Origin of the sequence: Massilia sp. CF038, assembly GCF_900129765.1 — a bacterium.
Classification (GTDB): Bacteria; Pseudomonadota; Gammaproteobacteria; order Burkholderiales; family Burkholderiaceae_D; genus Telluria_A.
This window is the reverse complement of the sequence record NZ_FQWU01000001.1, coordinates 372316-388454: the sequence shown is the minus strand read 5'-3', so window position 1 is coordinate 388454 and position 16139 is coordinate 372316. Positions and strand designations below refer to the sequence as shown.

The following is a 16139-nucleotide window of genomic DNA, read 5'->3' as shown; positions in this document are numbered from 1 at the left end:
GCTACGGCCCGTTAATCGTTTTCGGGCCCTTCACGCAGGGACGGGAATGAGTTTATCGCGGCTGGTTGGGAATTTTGTGCGTCGCCACTGGCCCTCGTATATCGCTTCCGGCGTCATGCTGTTTGGCGTGGCCGCCTTCACGGTCCTCATTCCCCGCAAAATCGGCGCCATGATCGACGCGCTGGCCGCGCACAGCCTGGGGCGCGAGCAGTTGCTCATCGATCTGGCCCAGCTGCTGGGCATGGGCATTGCCATCTACTTTTTGCGCGTGGGCTGGCGTCTGCGCCTGTTCGCTGCCGCCTACCAGCTTGGAGTCGAACTGCGCACCCGCTTTTACGCGCGCCTGTCGGCCCAGGGCCCGGCCTTCTATCAAAAACAGCGCACGGGCGACCTGATGGCGCTGGCCACCAATGACATCGACGCCATCGAAATGGCCGCCGGCGAAGCCATGCTGGCCGGCTTCGACGGCACGCTCACACTGGTCATGGTACTGGGGATCATGATGCTGGGCGTGGACTGGCGCCTTGCCTGCGTCGCCCTGCTTCCGTTCCCGCTGATGGCGCTCGCGTTCTGGCACATATCGCGCCACATTCACGTGGCCGCGACCGATTCGCTCAAACGCTTCTCCGACCTGAACGACCATGTGCAGGAAGCCCTCACTGGCGTGCGCACCCTGCGCGCGCTGGGCCTGGAACAGCAAAGCGCGACCCGCTTTGGCGAACTGGCCTCGCACGCTGCCGCCGCCAGCCTCAAGGCACAACAATGGGAGGCCGCGTATGAACCCGCCGTCGGCTGGACCCTGACCGCAGCGAGCGTACTGACGCTGGGCGTGGGCGGCTACCTGGTGTGGCAGAACCAATTGACCATTGGCGCCCTGACCAGCTTTACCATGTATCTTGGCCAGTTGATCTGGCCCATGTTCGCCGCTGGCTGGGTCCTGTCGCTGATCGAACGGGGCAAGGCGGCACTGGCGCGCTTGCAACCGCTGCTGGACACCCCGCTCTCGGTCGACGACCACGGCACGGTGGCCGATGCGCCGATGGGCGCGCTGGTGCTCGACAAGATCAGCTACGCCTATCCGGGCCAGAGCACACCTGCGCTGGCCGACATTTCTCTCGTGCTGCAGCCAGGCCGCACGCTCGGACTGGTCGGCCCCACGGGCGCGGGCAAGTCCACTTTGCTGCGGGTGCTGCTGCGCCAGATCACGCCGCAACAGGGCAAGCTGGCCTGGGGCGCGCACGCCCTTTCCGACTACACGCTGGCGACCTTGCGCAAGGCGATCAGCTGGGTGCCGCAGGAGTCGTTCCTGTTCTCCAGCACCATCGCTGAAAACATCGCCCTGGCCAGAGCCGATGCCACGCGCGCGCAGATCGAACATGCGGCCGACATGGCCGCCATCCACGACGACATTCTGCGTTTCCCGCAACAGTACGACACGCCAGTCGGTGAACGGGGCATTACCCTGTCGGGCGGGCAGCGCCAGCGTGTGGCCATTGCGCGTTCGCTACTGGCCGAAAGCCGCCTGCTGCTGCTTGACGACGCGCTGTCGGCAGTTGACACCGGCACCGAAACGCGCATCCTCGAACACCTGGCCGAGCTGCGTGCCGCGCGCAAGGAACACAGCGTCATCATTGCCAGCCACCGCCTGTCGGCCGTGGTCGACGCCGATCTGATTGTGGTGCTGCGCGACGGCCGCATCGCCGAATCGGGCACCCACGAGTCGCTCCTCGAACGCGACGGCTGGTACGCCAGCCAGTGGCGCTACCAGCAACTGGAGGCCAGCCTCGATGCAACCTGATACCACACCCAAAGCCATGCGCGCACAAGCGGCGCAAGCCATGCAACTGCTGCGCCGCGCCGCCCAGCCGGACAAGCGTCACCTGGGCTGGGCCACCTTCTGGCTGATCCTGGCGGCAGCGCTGGAAGTACTGGGCCCGATCATGGGCAAGGCCCTGATTGACGACCACCTGCTGCCACGCCATCTGGACTGGCCACGCATGATCGGCCTGCTCGCTGCCATGCTGGTCACGGGCTGGATCGCTTCCGGCCTGCGTTACTTGCAGCTGGTGCGTCTGTCCGGCCTGGCCATGCGCTCGGTGCAGCGCTTGCGGGAATGGGTGTTCGGCCACGTGATGCGCCTGCCCATGGCGTTCTTCGACAAGGCCGTCACCGGCCAGTTGATCAGCCGCGTGACCAACGATACCGAAGCCGTCAAGACCTTGTATATCCAGGTCCTGTTTGCCATTCTCGACAGCCTGATCGTGCTGGTCGGGACCATGATCGCCATGGCATGGCTGGACTGGCGCCTGATGCTGATCGTGCTGGCACTGGTGCCGGCGGTGGTGGCGATTGTGTTCCTGTACCAGCGCCTGTCCGCGCCGGCAGTCACCCGTGCGCGCGCGATGCGCAGCGAGATCAATGGCCAGATGGCCGAATCGATTGGCGGCATGCCCGTGCTCCAGGCCAGCAATGCCGAGCAGCGCTTTGCGGACCGGTTTGCCGCCACCAACCATTCGCATTACAAGGCGCGCCTGGCCGAGCTGCGCGCCAACGCCTTTTTGCTGCGCCCCGCGCTCGACTTCCTGAATGTGGTGTTGCTGGCAGTGGTCATCTACAGCTTTGGCCAGCGCACCTTGTCTGCGGTGGAAGTGGGGGTGCTGTACGCCTTCATCAATTACATCGCGCGCGTGGTCGAGCCGCTGATCCAGATCACCATGCAGTTCAGCGGCCTGCAACAGGCGGTCGTGGCATCGGCGCGCGTGGCCGCCCTGCTGGACGAGGCGGGGGCGCCAGAGCACGACGCTGACAAGCTGGCGAGCAGCCAAGCTGCCGACCCGCATGCGCCGGCCGTGCGTATTCGGAATCTGACCTTCGGCTACGCGCCTGGCCAGGACGTTTTGCACGACCTGAATCTGGACATTGCCCAGGGCGCCTTCATCGGCATCGTCGGGCACACGGGCAGCGGCAAATCGACCTTGCTGTCGCTACTGCTGCGCTACTACCCGTCCGCCCCTGGGGCCATCGAGATCGGCGGCGAAGCACTGGCCGCGATCGACAACGCCCACTTCCGCGCCGCAGTCGGCCTGGTCCCGCAAGACCCGTTCCTGCTGGCGGCATCAGCGCGCGAAAACATCGACATGGGGCGCGGCCTGCCCCAGGCAGCGCTGGAAGCTGCCGCGCGCGCGGCGCACGCGCACGACTTCATCATGGCGCTGGAGGACGGCTACGACACCCCGCTGGGTGAAAGCGGCTCACGCCTGTCCACCGGCCAGAAGCAGCTGATCGCCATTGCCCGCGCCCTGGCTGGCGAACCGCGCATCCTGCTGCTGGACGAAGCAACGTCGCACATCGACAGCGCGACCGAACAGATCGTCCAGGTCGCACTGAACGAGCTGCGCGGACGCGTGACCATCATCGCCATCGCGCATCGCCTGTCGACCATTCGCGATGCCGACCGCATCGTGGTGCTCAATCACGGCCGCATCGCCGAGACCGGCGGCCACGACGCGCTGATGCAGATCGAGGGCGGCCTGTATCAGCGCCTGTATCTGCTGCAGCAGCTGGCCGTTTAAAATGGGCGCCGGTTCCACATATAACCGGTGCCCAGTGCGAGCGCGCCGGCGCACAGCCACACGGCAACCGACTGCCAGTTGGCCACGCCCAGGAAGCCAACTGCATCGAGCAGTGCGACTTTGCCGCCGTTAAGCGAGACGTAAAACCAGAACAGGAACAAGCCAAGGAACAGGCGCGCGCTGCGGCTGCAACGGCCAAATCCGCTGGCCAGTGCGGCCAGGCTGAACACACCGGCCACCAGCGCCAGCGCGCGCATCGGTTCCGACGCGGCGTAGCGCGCCGCTGCCACGGCCGTGAACATCAGGCCAAGCAGCACTGTCGCCGCATACTGGCGCAGGAAACGCGTCACGGCGCCCCCATGCACCGCTGCGGCCATTGCCTCGGCGTCGGCGCCAAAATCGCGCGTACTCAGATCGCTCACCAGCACACCCCAGAACACCACGGCGGCCAGGGTCACGGGTGCCAGCGCGGCATGCGGTACCACCATGGCCGCCAGCGCGCTCGCTGCCAGCGCCAGTACCGCAAACGGCGCCGCCGCCAGTGTCAGCGCCACATCACCGAACGTTTGGCCAGACACCCCGCCGATACGGGCGGCCAGAGCAAACAGTGGCGAGACGGCGCGCGACAGGGGTTTGAACAGGGTGTTGATCACCGCCAGCGGCGAGCGCCGCTTTCCGGCTCGCGCCACCTTCACCTTGTCGGGCGAGAAGCGGTGGAACAGGCCGAACGCCATCACAAGTGGCAGCACACCCACCACGCAGCTGGCAGCACGCAGCAACACCAGATTGGCGGTCCACAAGTGGTCCGCCATGCGGATCGGCGTGAGGGCCGCGTTGAACTCGCCGTCGCCGAGCGACACGTTGGCATGACCCACGGCAGCCGTTACCGCCAGCATGGATGCGCCCAGGCCGTTAAAATCGAACAGTTCGACCAAGGGCACCAGGCCGTTTTCCGCGTGCGCACCGACCACGCCCAACTGCGCCGCCCACAGTAAGAAGAACAGCACATCGCCACCCTTGCCCATCAGCGGGCTCCAGCTGTCGAACAGGAGCGCGGTACTGACCGTAAACAGCACCAGCGGCAGCAGGATCAGGATGTAGTTGGTCAGGTAAATCATGGGTTGAATCGGACCGTCGCCCCGTACCGCATGCAGCACCATGATGGTCAGCATGAAAGCGAACACCATCGCGCCAAGGTAAGCGGCGCCGCCCAGCCAGCGCCCGACCAGGAACTGTACATTGCCCACTGGCGTGGCGCCAATCACACCACCGGCACCGCTGCGAATGTCTTCCGACATGCGGCCGCGCACCAGATAGAAGCCGCCCAGTCCAAACAGCAGGCATCCCAGCGACGCGCTGCCAATGGCAAGGGCCGTGCTGGTGTAGAGCACGCGGGTATGCTTGACCACGATCAGCGCCGAGCCGCCAGCTGGATCGGCAATCATCATCCACGAGATGGCCACCACGGCCAGCAGCGCGACAAAGGTCGAGGTACGGCGCATGCGCAGCCGCACCTCGCCCAGTGCCAGCGTCTTGAGAATATTGAAGTTCACGCCGCCTCCCGCACCGCATAGCGCTGCGCCATGAGCGCTTCTTCCAGGCTTGGTTCAACCAGCTGCGCGCCTGGCAGCGGCGACTCCGGGTGGGTAATGCGCAAGGCCATGCGCTCGCCCTGGCGCTGCGAATGGAGCACGTGCACCTGAGCGCGTACGGTATCGAAGTGGCCGGCGTCGATATTGGCCGACCAGACGGTGCCGCGTGCCTTGTGCAAAATGGCTTCGGGCGTATCGCAGCCAATCAGTTTGCCTGACTTCATGATCGCCAGTTGGCCGGCGATGCTCTCGACGTCCGACACGATATGGGTCGACATGATGACCAGCTTGCGAAATCCCAGTTCGCCAAGCAGGTTGCGAAATCGCAGCCGCTCTTCGGGATCGAGACCGGCGGTGGGTTCATCGACAATCAGGATGTCCGGGTCGTTCAACAGCGCCTGCGCAATGCCAAGCCGGCGCCGCATCCCGCCCGAGAACGAGGCGGCCGGCCGTTTGGCATGCTCGTGCAGGTTGACCAGTTCGAGCAGATGGCGGATGCGCGCCGGATCGCGCACACCCTTGAGGGCAGCGAAGTACTGCATGAATTCAAGTGCGGACAAATTCGGATAGACGCCAAAGTCCTGCGGCAGAAAGCCCAGCCGCCCGCGAATGTCGTTCGGCTTGCGCGCGATGTCGACGCCGTCGAACAAAATCTGCCCGCTGCTGGGCCGCGTGAGCGTAGCGATCATCTGCATCAGGGTGGTTTTACCAGCGCCATTGTGGCCAATCAAACCAACAACGCCCCGCTCCAGCGTTAGCGAAACATCATCGACGGCACGGAAGTCCTTGCCGAACGTTTTCACTACATTGCGAATCTCGAGCATGTCAGTTCCTGTTCCTGGTCTGTCTGGATGATTGCAATGTAAACAAGCCGGCGCAACGACGATGGGGAAATGAGACAGGACGCCAAAAACGGGGGACGAAACGCAAATTGGGCGGCGTGGCGCTGGTCCAACGTTTCCATAACTTTAGGGCATGAATTTAGTGCAACATCGGCTGCAAATGTGCAATTAGCGAGGAAATTTGAATCGGAAAGGGTCTTTCCGGTCTGCAACAAGAATATAATTGATTTCGGAATCCCCAACGGGAGCATCGGTTTTTTCAGATTAAGGAACGTGATGTCGGCAGGTTTTCGGGACGCTTCACGCACCCGCAAGGGGCGCGTATTGCTGGCATCGCTATGCCTGTTGTCTTCGCTTGCCCTCGCGCAGCCCGCCCCCCTGTCCACCCGGCTGGAAGATATCCGCGAACTGGGCCGATTTGTGCCGCCCAAGGCACTGACGGCACTGGCCGAGATTGAAGCGGAAGCGCGCGCCAGTAGCGCACGCGAACGCGCGGAATTTCTCGAATTGCTCAGTCACGCCTACCGCGGTGTGGGCGACAATCCGCGTTCACTGGCCCTGGCCGAAGAACTGCTTGCACTGGGACGCGAACGCCAGGACAACCTGATCATCGCGCGCGGCCTGCTGTCAAAAGCCTACGTCACCTTCAGCATGAGCGATCTGCCACAGTCGCACCAGCTGGCCTGGGAAGGCGAACGGGTTGCCAACCTGACCGACGACATGCCCACCCGTATCCGCGGCGTGATCGCCTCGGGCCAGTCGTTTGCAGAAGAAGGCAACTTCCCGCCCGCGCTCAAAAAACTGCAGGCTGCCGTGCAGCTCGCGCGCGATTACGGCAAGCCGGTACAGATCGTCATGGCGCTCAATGCGCTGGCCTCGCTGTATGGCCAGATGAAGGAATACGACAAGGGCTTCGAGGCGCTGGCCGAAGCCTATGAATACGCGGAGAAGACCAACTCGCCCGGCCGCATGTCATCGCTCAAGGATACCGAATACGGCTTGTCGATCGCCACCAATCAGCCGCAGCGCGGCTTGCGCGCCCTCTTGGCCGGACTTGAATACGAAAAGCAGATCGGTGCCGATGCCATGATCGCCGGCTCGCTGGTCAATCTGTCGGACAGCTACCTCAAGCAGCATGATTACCCACGCACGGTCGACTATGCGAATCAGGCCATGGCGGCGGCGCGTCTGCTCAAGGATGAAAGCACCGAAGCGACTGCCCGTCTCAACATGGGACAGGCGCTGCTGGGCATGGGCAAGCTGGCCGAAGGCAAGCGCAGCTTCGAACTGGGCCTGGCCTGGTATGAAAAGGCCAACGACAAGCCCGAAATGCAGGAAGTACTGATGGAGTACGGCTCGGCCCTGGAACGCGCGGGCGATATGGCCGGCGCAGTCAAAGCTTACCATCGCGAGCGCGCGATCTCGAACGAACTGTTCGAAGACCGGCGCCAGAAGGCCACGCTGGAGCTGCAGGAAAAATACGAATCCGAAAAACGCCAGGGCCAGATCGAAGTGCTCAAGCGCGATATCGTCAACCGCAATTTGCAGCAGCGCGTGTGGTGGCTGCTGGCGGTGGTGTTTGCCATGGCCGCTGTCATTGTCGGCTTCTTGTACCGCAAGGTCAGGCACGCGAACGATCAGCTCAAGGTCAAGAATCTGGAACTGAAACAGCAAAGTTCGCGCGATCCGCTCACCGGCTTGTACAACCGCCGGCACTTCCAGGAATTCATGCGTACGCACGTGCAGGCCGAAAAGCGCGGCGCCGGCACCTCGGGCGAAGAAATCGTGGGCGCCCTGTTCCTGCTTGATATCGACCACTTCAAGCATGTCAACGACACCTACGGCCACGCCGGCGGCGACGCGGTGCTGCGCATGATCGCCGACAGCCTGCGCGAGATCCTGCGCGAAACCGACATGATCGTGCGCTGGGGCGGCGAAGAATTCCTCGCCTTCCTGCCGGCCATTCCGCGCAGCGGGGTGGAGGAAATTGCGCGCCGCCTGTTAAGCGGTATCTCCAACACCGTGGTGCAGTACCAGGACGTGGAAATTTCGGTGGACGTGTCGATCGGCTTTGCGCCCTTCCCACTGGTGCCGCTTGACCGCGAACTGCCATGGGAGCGTTCGGTCAACCTGGTCGACATGGCGCTCTATCTGGCCAAGGCACACGGCCGCAATCGTGCGTATGGCGTGCGCGGTTTTAACAACTTCCAGAACACGTCAATGGAAGCGATCGAGCAGGATCTGGAGCTGGCTTGGCGCGCCGGCTTTGTCGACATGTCGATCGTGCTCAGTCAAGGCACGACGCACCCCGATGGCGCGCCGTTCGAGCAGCGTTCAATCGCCTGATTTACTGCTTGGCCGCGTCCTGAATTTTTTCGCCGGCCTTTTCTACCTTTTTGCCCACTTCTTCGGTCGCCTTGCTGATGCCCTTGTTGGCGTCCTGGGCGGCGTCCTTGGCCGCATTGGCCAGTTCATCGCCGGACGTCTTGGCGCGTTCGCGCATGTCCTCGGCCGCCTGGTTGGCCTTGTCGATATTTTCGTGCAGTTGTGCTGCCGCCTTCTCGCCCACCGAGTCGATGGCGGCGCCGGCTTTTTGCGCAGGACCGACTGCTTCGTCAGGTTTTTTGCAGGCCGTTACGCCAGCCACCAGGGCCAGCACCAGGGCCGTACGGAAAATGGAAGATGATTTCATGTCGCTCTCGCAAGGGTTGATGTTGCCTGACAGCATACACCTGCGCTTGATTTTGCGGTTGACAGTTGCACCGACACTCCCGACAATAGAACGACCGTTCGATTTTCTGAGGAAATACCGCCATGACTTCGCAAGCGACCGTAGCGCACCGTATCTGCCCCTTTTGCGAAGCCGCCTGCGGCCTTGAACTCGATCTGGACAATGACAAGGTCGTGCGCATAAGGGGCGATGAACAGGACGTCTTTTCGGGCGGGTTTTTATGCCCCAAAGCCATCGGTCTGAAAGACCTGCACGACGACCCGGATCGCCTGCGCACACCCCTCATCAAGCGCAATGGCCGCTTTGTCGAAGCGACATGGGACGAAGCGTACGCTGAAATCGAACAGCGCCTGCCACCGATTATCGCCGCCGGCGGACCGAATGCGGTTGCCACCGTGCTGGGCAATCCCACGTCACATAAAATGGGCCTGACACTATACTTCCCGCGCCTGGCACGCGCCCTTGGCACGCGCAATATGTTCTCCGCTTCCAGCGTGGACCAGGTGCCCAAGATGCTGTCGGTCGGTCTGATGTTCGGCAGCTGGCTGTCGGTGCCCGTGCCCGATATCGAGCGGTCCCGGTTCATGCTGATCATCGGTGCCAATCCCATGGTCTCGAACGGCAGCCTGTGGACCGTGCCCGACTTCCGCGGCAAGGCCAAGGCCATGCGCGCACGCGGCGGCAAGATTGTCGTGGTTGATCCGCGCCGCACCGAAACTGCCGCCGTGGCAGACCAGCACCATTTCATTCGTCCGGGCGCCGACGTGTTCTTCCTGCTGGGGATTGTGCACGCCCTGTTTGACGAATCGCTGGTCAGCATGGGCCGCCTGGCGGAACACACCACCGGCGTCGACGCACTGGCCGCTGCCGTGCGAGCGTACGCGCCCGAGCTTGTGCAGGCGCGCTGTGGAATCGAGGCGGCCACCATGCGTGAGCTGGCCCGCACCCTGGCCAACACGCGCAATGCATGCGTGTACGGTCGCATCGGCACCTGCACCCAGCAATTTGGCACGCTGTGCTCATGGCTGATCGACGTGATCAATGTGCTGACCGGCCACCTGGACGAAGAAGGCGGCTCGATGTTCCCGAAGGCGGCGGCATTCGCGGCCAACACGCGCGGTGCACCCGGGACCGGGCGCGGCATTGTCAGCGGGCGCTATCGCTCGCGCGTTTCGGGCGCGCCCGAAATCGTCGGCGAAATTCCTCTCACTTGCCTGGCCGAGGAAATCGACACCCCTGGCGAAGGCCAGATCCGCGCCCTGATCGCCATTGCCGGCAATCCGGTGCTGTCGGCGCCCAACGGCGCACGGCTGGCGAAGGCGCTCGACCAACTTGACTTCATGGTCAGCCTCGATATCTATCTGAATGAAACCTCGCGCCACGCCGATGTGATTCTCCCCGGCCTGTCGCCACTGGAAGAAGCGCACTACGACGTCACCTTCACCCAGTTCTCGCATCGCAATCACGCCCGATACAGTCCGCCCGTACTGGCGCGCGCGCCGGGCATGCCGGAAGAATGGGAAAGCATGCTGCGCATCGCCGCCATCGCCAAGGGACTGGGCGCCAAAGCCGACATCAGCGCGCTGGACGACGAGGCGCTGGAAGAGGACTTGAAGAAGGCTGTCGGCCCCGCCGCCGACCAGGTGATGGCTGCGCTTGACCACCTCAAGGGCGTAGAGCGCCTGCTCGAACTGGGCCTGCGCACGGGTCCGTATGGCGATCAGTTCGGGCGCAAGCCGGACGGCCTGACGCTGGCCAGAATCAAGGCAGCGCCGTCAGGCATCGATCTGGGCCCGATGGCACAACGGATCCCGGAAGCGCTGCGCACGCCATCGGGCAAAATCGAGCTGGCACCACAAATGCTGCTCGATGATCTGGCGCGGGTGGAAGCCGACCTTGCAGCGCCTGCGCCCGAACTGGTGATCATTGGCCGCCGCCAGCTGCGTTCGAACAACAGCTGGATGCACAATCTGCCCGTGCTGGCCAAAGGGGGCTATCGCTGTACCGCGCTGGTCCACCCGGCCGATGCTGCCCGGCTGGGCCTGACCGATGGCGGCGCCGCGCAAGTGAACAATGGCACGCGCCAGATTGTCGTGCAGGTGGAACTGTCGGACGAAATGATGCCGGGCGTGGTAAGTCTGCCGCACGGCTGGGGCCACAATTTGCCGGGCGCCCAGCTGGGCGTGGCGGCGCAGCGGCCGGGTGTCAATCTGAACGCGCTGCTGGACGAAAACCTGCGCGATCCGCTGTCGGGAAATGCCGTCCTGTCAGGGATTCCCATCACCATGAAGGCGCACGCCGCCGCTTAACTGCAGCGGTCTTCCGTCCACTGCCGGCCTTCAAGAATGCAGCGCCGCTGCTCGCGCTGCAGGCGGTCGGCATGCACCTTGAAGGCAGCGCATTCACGGTTGCCCGGGTCGACCATGGTGATGCACACTTCCAGCTTGTCGGACGCGGCGCGGTAATTGCCGCTTGAAAGCGCGCGCTCGGCTTCGTCGATCAGATTGCGCACCGATTGCGCTTGCTGGGATGAAGGCTGCGGCAGTGGAGTAACGATCGGTGCCGGTGTGGCCAGAGGCACGGGCTCGGGCGGCGCGGCCGCCCTTTGCTTCGCGATTTTCTCCTTCAGACGCTGAACCTCATCGTTCTCACCATAGCGCTTGGTAAATTGCGCCAGGCGGCTCTGCGCGCGTGCAAAGTCGTTGGACGACAAGGCATTATCGATCGCGACCGTGGTTTCTTCCCACGCCTTGTCGCGCTGCTTTTTTTTGGTGCAACCGGCCGACGCAGCATTGATGGTGGCCTGCAACCGTGACAATTGCTCCGGCGAGGCGCGCGTCATGCGCAGCGCAATCAACTCGGACTGGGCATCGTTCATGCGGCATTCCGCGCTGGCCAGGTTGGCACGCTCTATGCGCGCTTCGATCTTGTTGGGCGACGGCCGCGCATACAACCAGATCGCCCATAGCGCCGCCAGCGCGACAAGCCACCAGCGCAATCGCACTGGCTCGCGCTTGGGCGGCTGCGAGATGCCGCGTGGCGCATTTTTAGGCGCTACGTTCGGTGCAGGCGGTGCAGGTGGCGTGGGTGGCGCGTGTGGCTGAGGCGGCGCAGCTGTCGTCGGCGCAGGTAGTGCTGGCTCCACAGCTGGCGCAAGCGCCACCGGCACCACCGGCACCGCCTGCGCAGGTGGCAGCACATGCGACGGCTTTACCACACCATCGTGCTGGCCAGTCCCGCAATACGGACAAAAATTGACCCGCCGCGGCAAAGGCCGCGCACAAGCTGCATGGATGCAGCGATGGATCACCTGGTCTTGCAAGTTCATTCTGTTCTAGTCCGGGTCAGGTATGGCGTCATCAGGATCGGGGATGGCATGCTCAAACAAGGTGCCCAGTTCGGCCAGGTCGCCTGCAAGCTTCCACTTGTCGGACTTTGGATTCCATTGCATGTTCCACACTTTGGTATCCGGGCCGATCTCGCCGCGCGCCGCGCGCAGCGCCAGCTCGTCGAATGAAAACGGGCCGCGCTGCGCGCCGTCCAAAAACAGCTTGTAGCGCGCCGGCGCGATGGCCGTCGCCACCGCAGGTGCTTCCAGCGCGCGTGCCGCTTCAGCGTCGCTGGCCAGATACTGTGGCCGGATCACGCGCTTGTCCACCAGCCGCTCAACCTCCCATGCATAAGCGTCACTGGCGGAATCGGGCACCGCTTCGGTCCACAAGGGCAGGCTGCCAAGTGCAGTGTCGATGTCGGCCAAGGACGTGCTGTTCATGGCTGCGGCGCGCTTGAACCATTGTTCGTACAGCCTGCGCGCCGTAATGTTGGGCAGCGACGGCGACGGCAGCTGGGCGCCGGTTTCATCCACTTCGAGCTTGGGTTCATACACCCGGTGCTGGTAATGGCGCATCAGGGCCGCCAGCAGCACCATCTGGTGCGGCCCCAACGTGGCCAGCTTGTTCTGTACCGCCGCGATCACCTGCTCCCGGTAATACGGCGGCAGCCCGTTCGAGCGGATCGCAAACTCGTTCCCGATCTGCAGCCATTCGCCGGAACCCGGTTCAACCTCAAACAGGTACTGGCCGCGCGGCTGGAACGAAGCTTCACGCTCGGCCAGATTGGCCTTGCGCTTGACCACACCCAGCGCAACGGCTTGCAAGAACCATTCGTAGTCGTCGGCCAGGCGATTGAGTTCGTCCATCGATGGCGAAATAGGGTGCCGGAAGCGGGTGGCATCAAAATGCAGGTGGGTCGGGATCTTCGGGTTTTCGATCTGGTACGAGGTACGCCAGGTCGGCAGGCCGCGCAGCACAGTCATTGGGAAGCCCGACAGCTCGATATAGCATACCGCCTTGCCCGCGATGCCAGTATTCACCACGGAGACCAGGTCGCCATGGAAGGAACCGGTCGGTACCGCCGCGCGGATCTCGTCTTCCAGCTTGCGCCAGGCATTCACGTCACCCACGCCGATAAAGCATTTGAACTGATCGGCGCGTGGCGTAAACTCGGCCGAGAAACGCGCATTCACCCAGGGCATGGCGCTCTTGATCCATTCATTGAAGATGCGCTGGCGCTCCTGTGGCGACATTGCCATCAGGCGCTCGAGCAGCGGATCGACCGGCCCCGCATCGCCCAGCTGCTCCACCGACAACTGGGTCTGGGCACGGCGGAACAGCTTGAGCAGCAGGCTGGCGCGCAGGCGGTCGTCGCCCAACTGCGGGAACAGGCGCGCCGAACCGCCAAATTCGAGCAGCACTTCCTCGCTCCAGGCGCTCACGTCACCGGTCAGCTTGACCGGTTCGGGCAGCGTATCACTGGCCAGTTTGATGTAGGTGGCGTGTTCATGCTGCGCGTCGGCGCGCAACTGGTCGATGCGCTGATCGACCGCACCGAGCATCGCCTGCACGCAGCGTCGCCCTTCCTGGAATTCACCAGCAATGCCGCTCCATTCGGCCTGGCCATTGTCATCCGTTTGTTGCGGGTCGCCCAGCCAGCCAGACATGCCGCGCATGACTTCCACCGCCTGTCCGGCAGCCACCGCCAGCAAGTGAAAGCGCAGGTAGTCAGAGATGTCGCGCTTGAGGTGGGCCATGATCTCGCGCGCCTGTGCCTCTTTTCCAAACAGCTTGGTGGCTGCCTGCGACAGGTTGCCCAGCGACTCCTCCACCTGGCGCGTACGCAGCGCATCGCGGATGTCGCGATAGCGCTTGCCATTGCGCTCCACCTGACCCAGATCGCGCTGCTGCAGGCGTGCCTTGATCTGCTCCAGCAGCGACAGCACAAATTCGAGCCCGCCCTGTTTGCGGTCGTCCAGCAACGCGTAAAGCTGCTCGCGTGCGCGGCCCTTCAGGCGTGCCATCAGCTCGCCCGTGTGGCGCTTGATCCGGTCTTCGCTGGTCTCGGCAGTGGCGCCGGCCTCGCGGATCGCATCGCGCTCCAGATTGGGCAGCAGTTCGGCCACCTTCTCGCGCCAGACCGCGATGTCGTAGGAGCCCATGATGCGGTCGATCTCCAGCTGCACCTTGCTCTCGACCCGCTCCAGCAGCGAGCGCTGGTCCTTGTCCATCAACAGCTGGTCGGTCAGGGCGTATTCCTGGAACGGTGTGACGTCCACCGTGCCCTTGCGAAAATCGGGAAACTCGTCAAACGGATGCTCGCTCATGGCCATCTGCTCGCGCATGAAAATATCGCGCTCCTGGTCGCCCGCGCGCCGTGCCACCACGCCGGCGCCACCAGCCAGGCCAAAGAAGGCCTTTACCATCAGACCAGCCAATTGATAGGCGCGGATATCGTCGCGCAGGCTTTGCTGGGTGTCGAGCACGGCCTGACCGAACGCCGAATACACCTTGGAGTACGACAGGCGCATGTCGCCAAAGCGCTGCTCGGGCACGCGCGGATTGAATGGCCCCAGTTTGTGCTGCTGCTGGTTGACCGCGATCGAGCGCTTGCGGTTGGCGAAATCGGCCGAAGCAAAGTCTTCGAACAGCGTGTCGGCTACCATCTGGTACACGTCTTTGACGTCGGCGGTGGCCTTGTTGGCCAGGTTGGCGGTGTCGACAAAATACACGTCGTCAAACGGTGCCCCCTTGCCTACCAGGCTGTCCGGTTCGGCCCAGCGCACCTGCGCATTCATGTCGCGCATTGTCGTTTCCAGCTCCATCAAGGTGGCATAGGCATTGGCTTCAGTGCGCTCCTTGTTGGCCTTGGCAAAACCGGAAGGCATCAGCATGACCAGATCGACCTGGCTGTCCGAGACTTCCTGGCGAGCGATGGCCTTGGCGATCCAGCCCAGGTCAATCGCCGTGCCGGCGCCGGTGCCGCCCGCTGCCGATGCGATGACGACAATGCGGAATTTGGACGTATCGACCTGCAAGCCAAGGCGCTGATAATTCTCCTTGCGCTCGTTTCCTGCGTTGCTGCTCAAGAAATTGAGCGCACCCTTGATGCGGCCGCGCAGCTTGGGGTATTTATCGAACAAATATAGACGCGCCACCGCACGGATCTGACCCGCGCCCTTGGACGGGTCGATACCGAGGGAGCGCAGTTTCTTGGGCCGCAGCGGCATCCAGTTTTCGATCAGGGGAAAGCGCGCCAGGCTGTCGTCGGACTCGTGATACTGGTGCAGGTCGATGGATTCGACCAACCGCTCATCGTCGGCCAGCTTGACCAGTTCGAACCAGGGATCGGTGCGCTGGGACTTGCCTTCATCGATGATGGCATTGTTGTCCAGGTCCAGATGCAGAAAACGCGCGACCGGGAACTGGCAAATCGATTCCACCCGGGTCGGATGATGGCGGTTCCATACTTCGGACAGAATGCGGCGCCGTATGCGCAGCATCACTTCCATGCCGGTGCCGCCGGCGCCAATGAACAGCGTGGGCCGCAGATCGACCTTGCGCTCTGCCTTTTTGCCGCCGGCCGTGTTGGACAATTCTGCCATGTTGCTCTCTTTCGGTAAAAATCAGCGGCGGCCGACGAACAGCGCCGCGACCAGGGCAATCAGGCCAACCGCAACGAGCGGCGCGGTGATTGCGAACGTAAGGAATTTACTGGCATTGATGATCGCCAGGACAGCGGCCGCGCTGATGAAGGACAGGCCAACAAACAGCAGCCAGCCCGCACTGCCGGCCGACGATGGCGCCACGCGCTTGACAACCATATGGTGCACATACGCGTTACGCACAAAAAAATACACCACCAGCAGAACCAGGAATACGGCCGCGCCAATCGCCAGGTCGCGCGATGACGTGTCTGTGACAGGGGCGCCTGCCACAGGCGCCACCTCGATCGTATTGGCCTGCGCCGGGGCCGGGGCGGAAGCCGCCCTGGCAGCGTCGGCAACCGCCTTCTCGTCGCCCGGCAGCTTGAAGCCGGGATCGGTGACCGGTGGCGTGGTGTTTTGCAT

Annotated in this window: 10 protein-coding genes; 4 read left to right on the top strand and 6 right to left on the bottom strand. The window is 63.4% G+C overall.

The window, feature by feature from the left end; all coding sequences use genetic code 11:
• Positions 1 to 46 precede the first annotated feature (46 nt).
• Both BUC24_RS01695 and BUC24_RS01690 read left to right on the top strand, forming a co-directional pair.
• Entirely contained in the window at positions 47 to 1798 is a 1752-nt protein-coding gene (locus BUC24_RS01695; protein WP_073212350.1) for an ABC transporter ATP-binding protein, read from the top strand.
• Positions 1788 to 3572 (top strand): ABC transporter ATP-binding protein, encoded by a 1785-nt coding sequence (locus tag BUC24_RS01690; RefSeq protein WP_073212349.1) that lies wholly within the window; start codon positions 1788 to 1790, stop codon positions 3570 to 3572. Before BUC24_RS01695 ends, BUC24_RS01690 begins: the two co-directional genes overlap by 11 nt.
• Here the strand turns inward: BUC24_RS01690 and BUC24_RS01685 are convergent.
• Positions 3569 to 5125, bottom strand: a complete 1557-nt coding sequence (locus BUC24_RS01685) for a hypothetical protein (RefSeq protein ID WP_073212348.1) — start codon at positions 5123 to 5125, stop codon at positions 3569 to 3571. The genes BUC24_RS01690 and BUC24_RS01685 overlap by 4 nt on opposite strands.
• The gene (locus BUC24_RS01680; protein ID WP_073212347.1) at positions 5122 to 5988 is read right to left on the bottom strand and encodes an ABC transporter ATP-binding protein; all 867 of its coding nucleotides are present in this window, start codon (positions 5986 to 5988) and stop codon (positions 5122 to 5124) included. Before BUC24_RS01680 ends, BUC24_RS01685 begins: the two co-directional genes overlap by 4 nt.
• A 294-nt stretch (positions 5989 to 6282) precedes the next feature.
• Here BUC24_RS01680 and BUC24_RS01675 point away from each other — a divergent pair, with 294 nt between their 5' ends.
• On the top strand, positions 6283 to 8352 hold the full coding sequence (locus BUC24_RS01675) for a tetratricopeptide repeat-containing diguanylate cyclase (protein WP_073212346.1): 2070 nt from the start codon (positions 6283 to 6285) through the stop codon (positions 8350 to 8352).
• 1 nt (position 8353) lies between these two features.
• Here the strand turns inward: BUC24_RS01675 and BUC24_RS01670 are convergent, their stop codons facing one another.
• Positions 8354 to 8698 carry a hypothetical protein gene (locus tag BUC24_RS01670; RefSeq protein WP_073212345.1) on the bottom strand — a complete coding sequence of 115 codons (345 nt, stop codon included), beginning with the start codon at positions 8696 to 8698 and terminating at the stop codon, positions 8354 to 8356.
• 122 nt (positions 8699 to 8820) lie between these two features.
• Here BUC24_RS01670 and BUC24_RS01665 point away from each other — a divergent pair, with 122 nt between their 5' ends.
• Positions 8821 to 11046: a molybdopterin-dependent oxidoreductase gene (locus tag BUC24_RS01665; protein ID WP_073212344.1), complete on the top strand. Its 2226-nt coding sequence runs from the start codon at positions 8821 to 8823 to the stop codon at positions 11044 to 11046.
• On the opposite strand, the gene BUC24_RS01660 is transcribed toward BUC24_RS01665, so the two are convergent.
• From BUC24_RS01660 to BUC24_RS01645, 3 genes are read right to left on the bottom strand one after another with little or no spacing between them, the layout of a single operon-like run.
• On the bottom strand, positions 11043 to 12065 hold the full coding sequence (locus tag BUC24_RS01660) for a hypothetical protein (protein ID WP_143167357.1): 1023 nt from the start codon (positions 12063 to 12065) through the stop codon (positions 11043 to 11045). The genes BUC24_RS01665 and BUC24_RS01660 overlap by 4 nt on opposite strands.
• 6 nt (positions 12066 to 12071) lie before the next feature.
• Entirely contained in the window at positions 12072 to 15674 is a 3603-nt protein-coding gene (locus tag BUC24_RS01650) for a tubulin-like doman-containing protein (RefSeq protein ID WP_073212341.1), read from the bottom strand.
• 21 nt (positions 15675 to 15695) lie between these two features.
• On the bottom strand, positions 15696 to 16139 hold the full coding sequence (locus BUC24_RS01645; protein WP_073212340.1) for a hypothetical protein: 444 nt from the start codon (positions 16137 to 16139) through the stop codon (positions 15696 to 15698).

Bases quoted from the DNA above. Each gene is read 5' to 3' on its own strand.
- BUC24_RS01695 (WP_073212350.1), top strand. From the start codon at position 47: ATGAGTTTATCGCGGCTGGTTGGGAATTTTGTGCGTCGCCACTGGCCC.
- BUC24_RS01670 (WP_073212345.1), bottom strand. From the start codon at position 8,698: ATGAAATCATCTTCCATTTTCCGTACGGCCCTGGTGCTGGCCCTGGTG.
- BUC24_RS01675 (WP_073212346.1), top strand. From the start codon at position 6,283: ATGTCGGCAGGTTTTCGGGACGCTTCACGCACCCGCAAGGGGCGCGTA.
- BUC24_RS01645 (WP_073212340.1), bottom strand. From the start codon at position 16,139: ATGCAAAACACCACGCCACCGGTCACCGATCCCGGCTTCAAGCTGCCG.
- BUC24_RS01650 (WP_073212341.1), bottom strand. From the start codon at position 15,674: ATGGCAGAATTGTCCAACACGGCCGGCGGCAAAAAGGCAGAGCGCAAG.
- BUC24_RS01665 (WP_073212344.1), top strand. From the start codon at position 8,821: ATGACTTCGCAAGCGACCGTAGCGCACCGTATCTGCCCCTTTTGCGAA.
- BUC24_RS01680 (WP_073212347.1), bottom strand. From the start codon at position 5,988: ATGCTCGAGATTCGCAATGTAGTGAAAACGTTCGGCAAGGACTTCCGT.
- BUC24_RS01660 (WP_143167357.1), bottom strand. From the start codon at position 12,065: ATGAACTTGCAAGACCAGGTGATCCATCGCTGCATCCATGCAGCTTGT.
- BUC24_RS01690 (WP_073212349.1), top strand. From the start codon at position 1,788: ATGCAACCTGATACCACACCCAAAGCCATGCGCGCACAAGCGGCGCAA.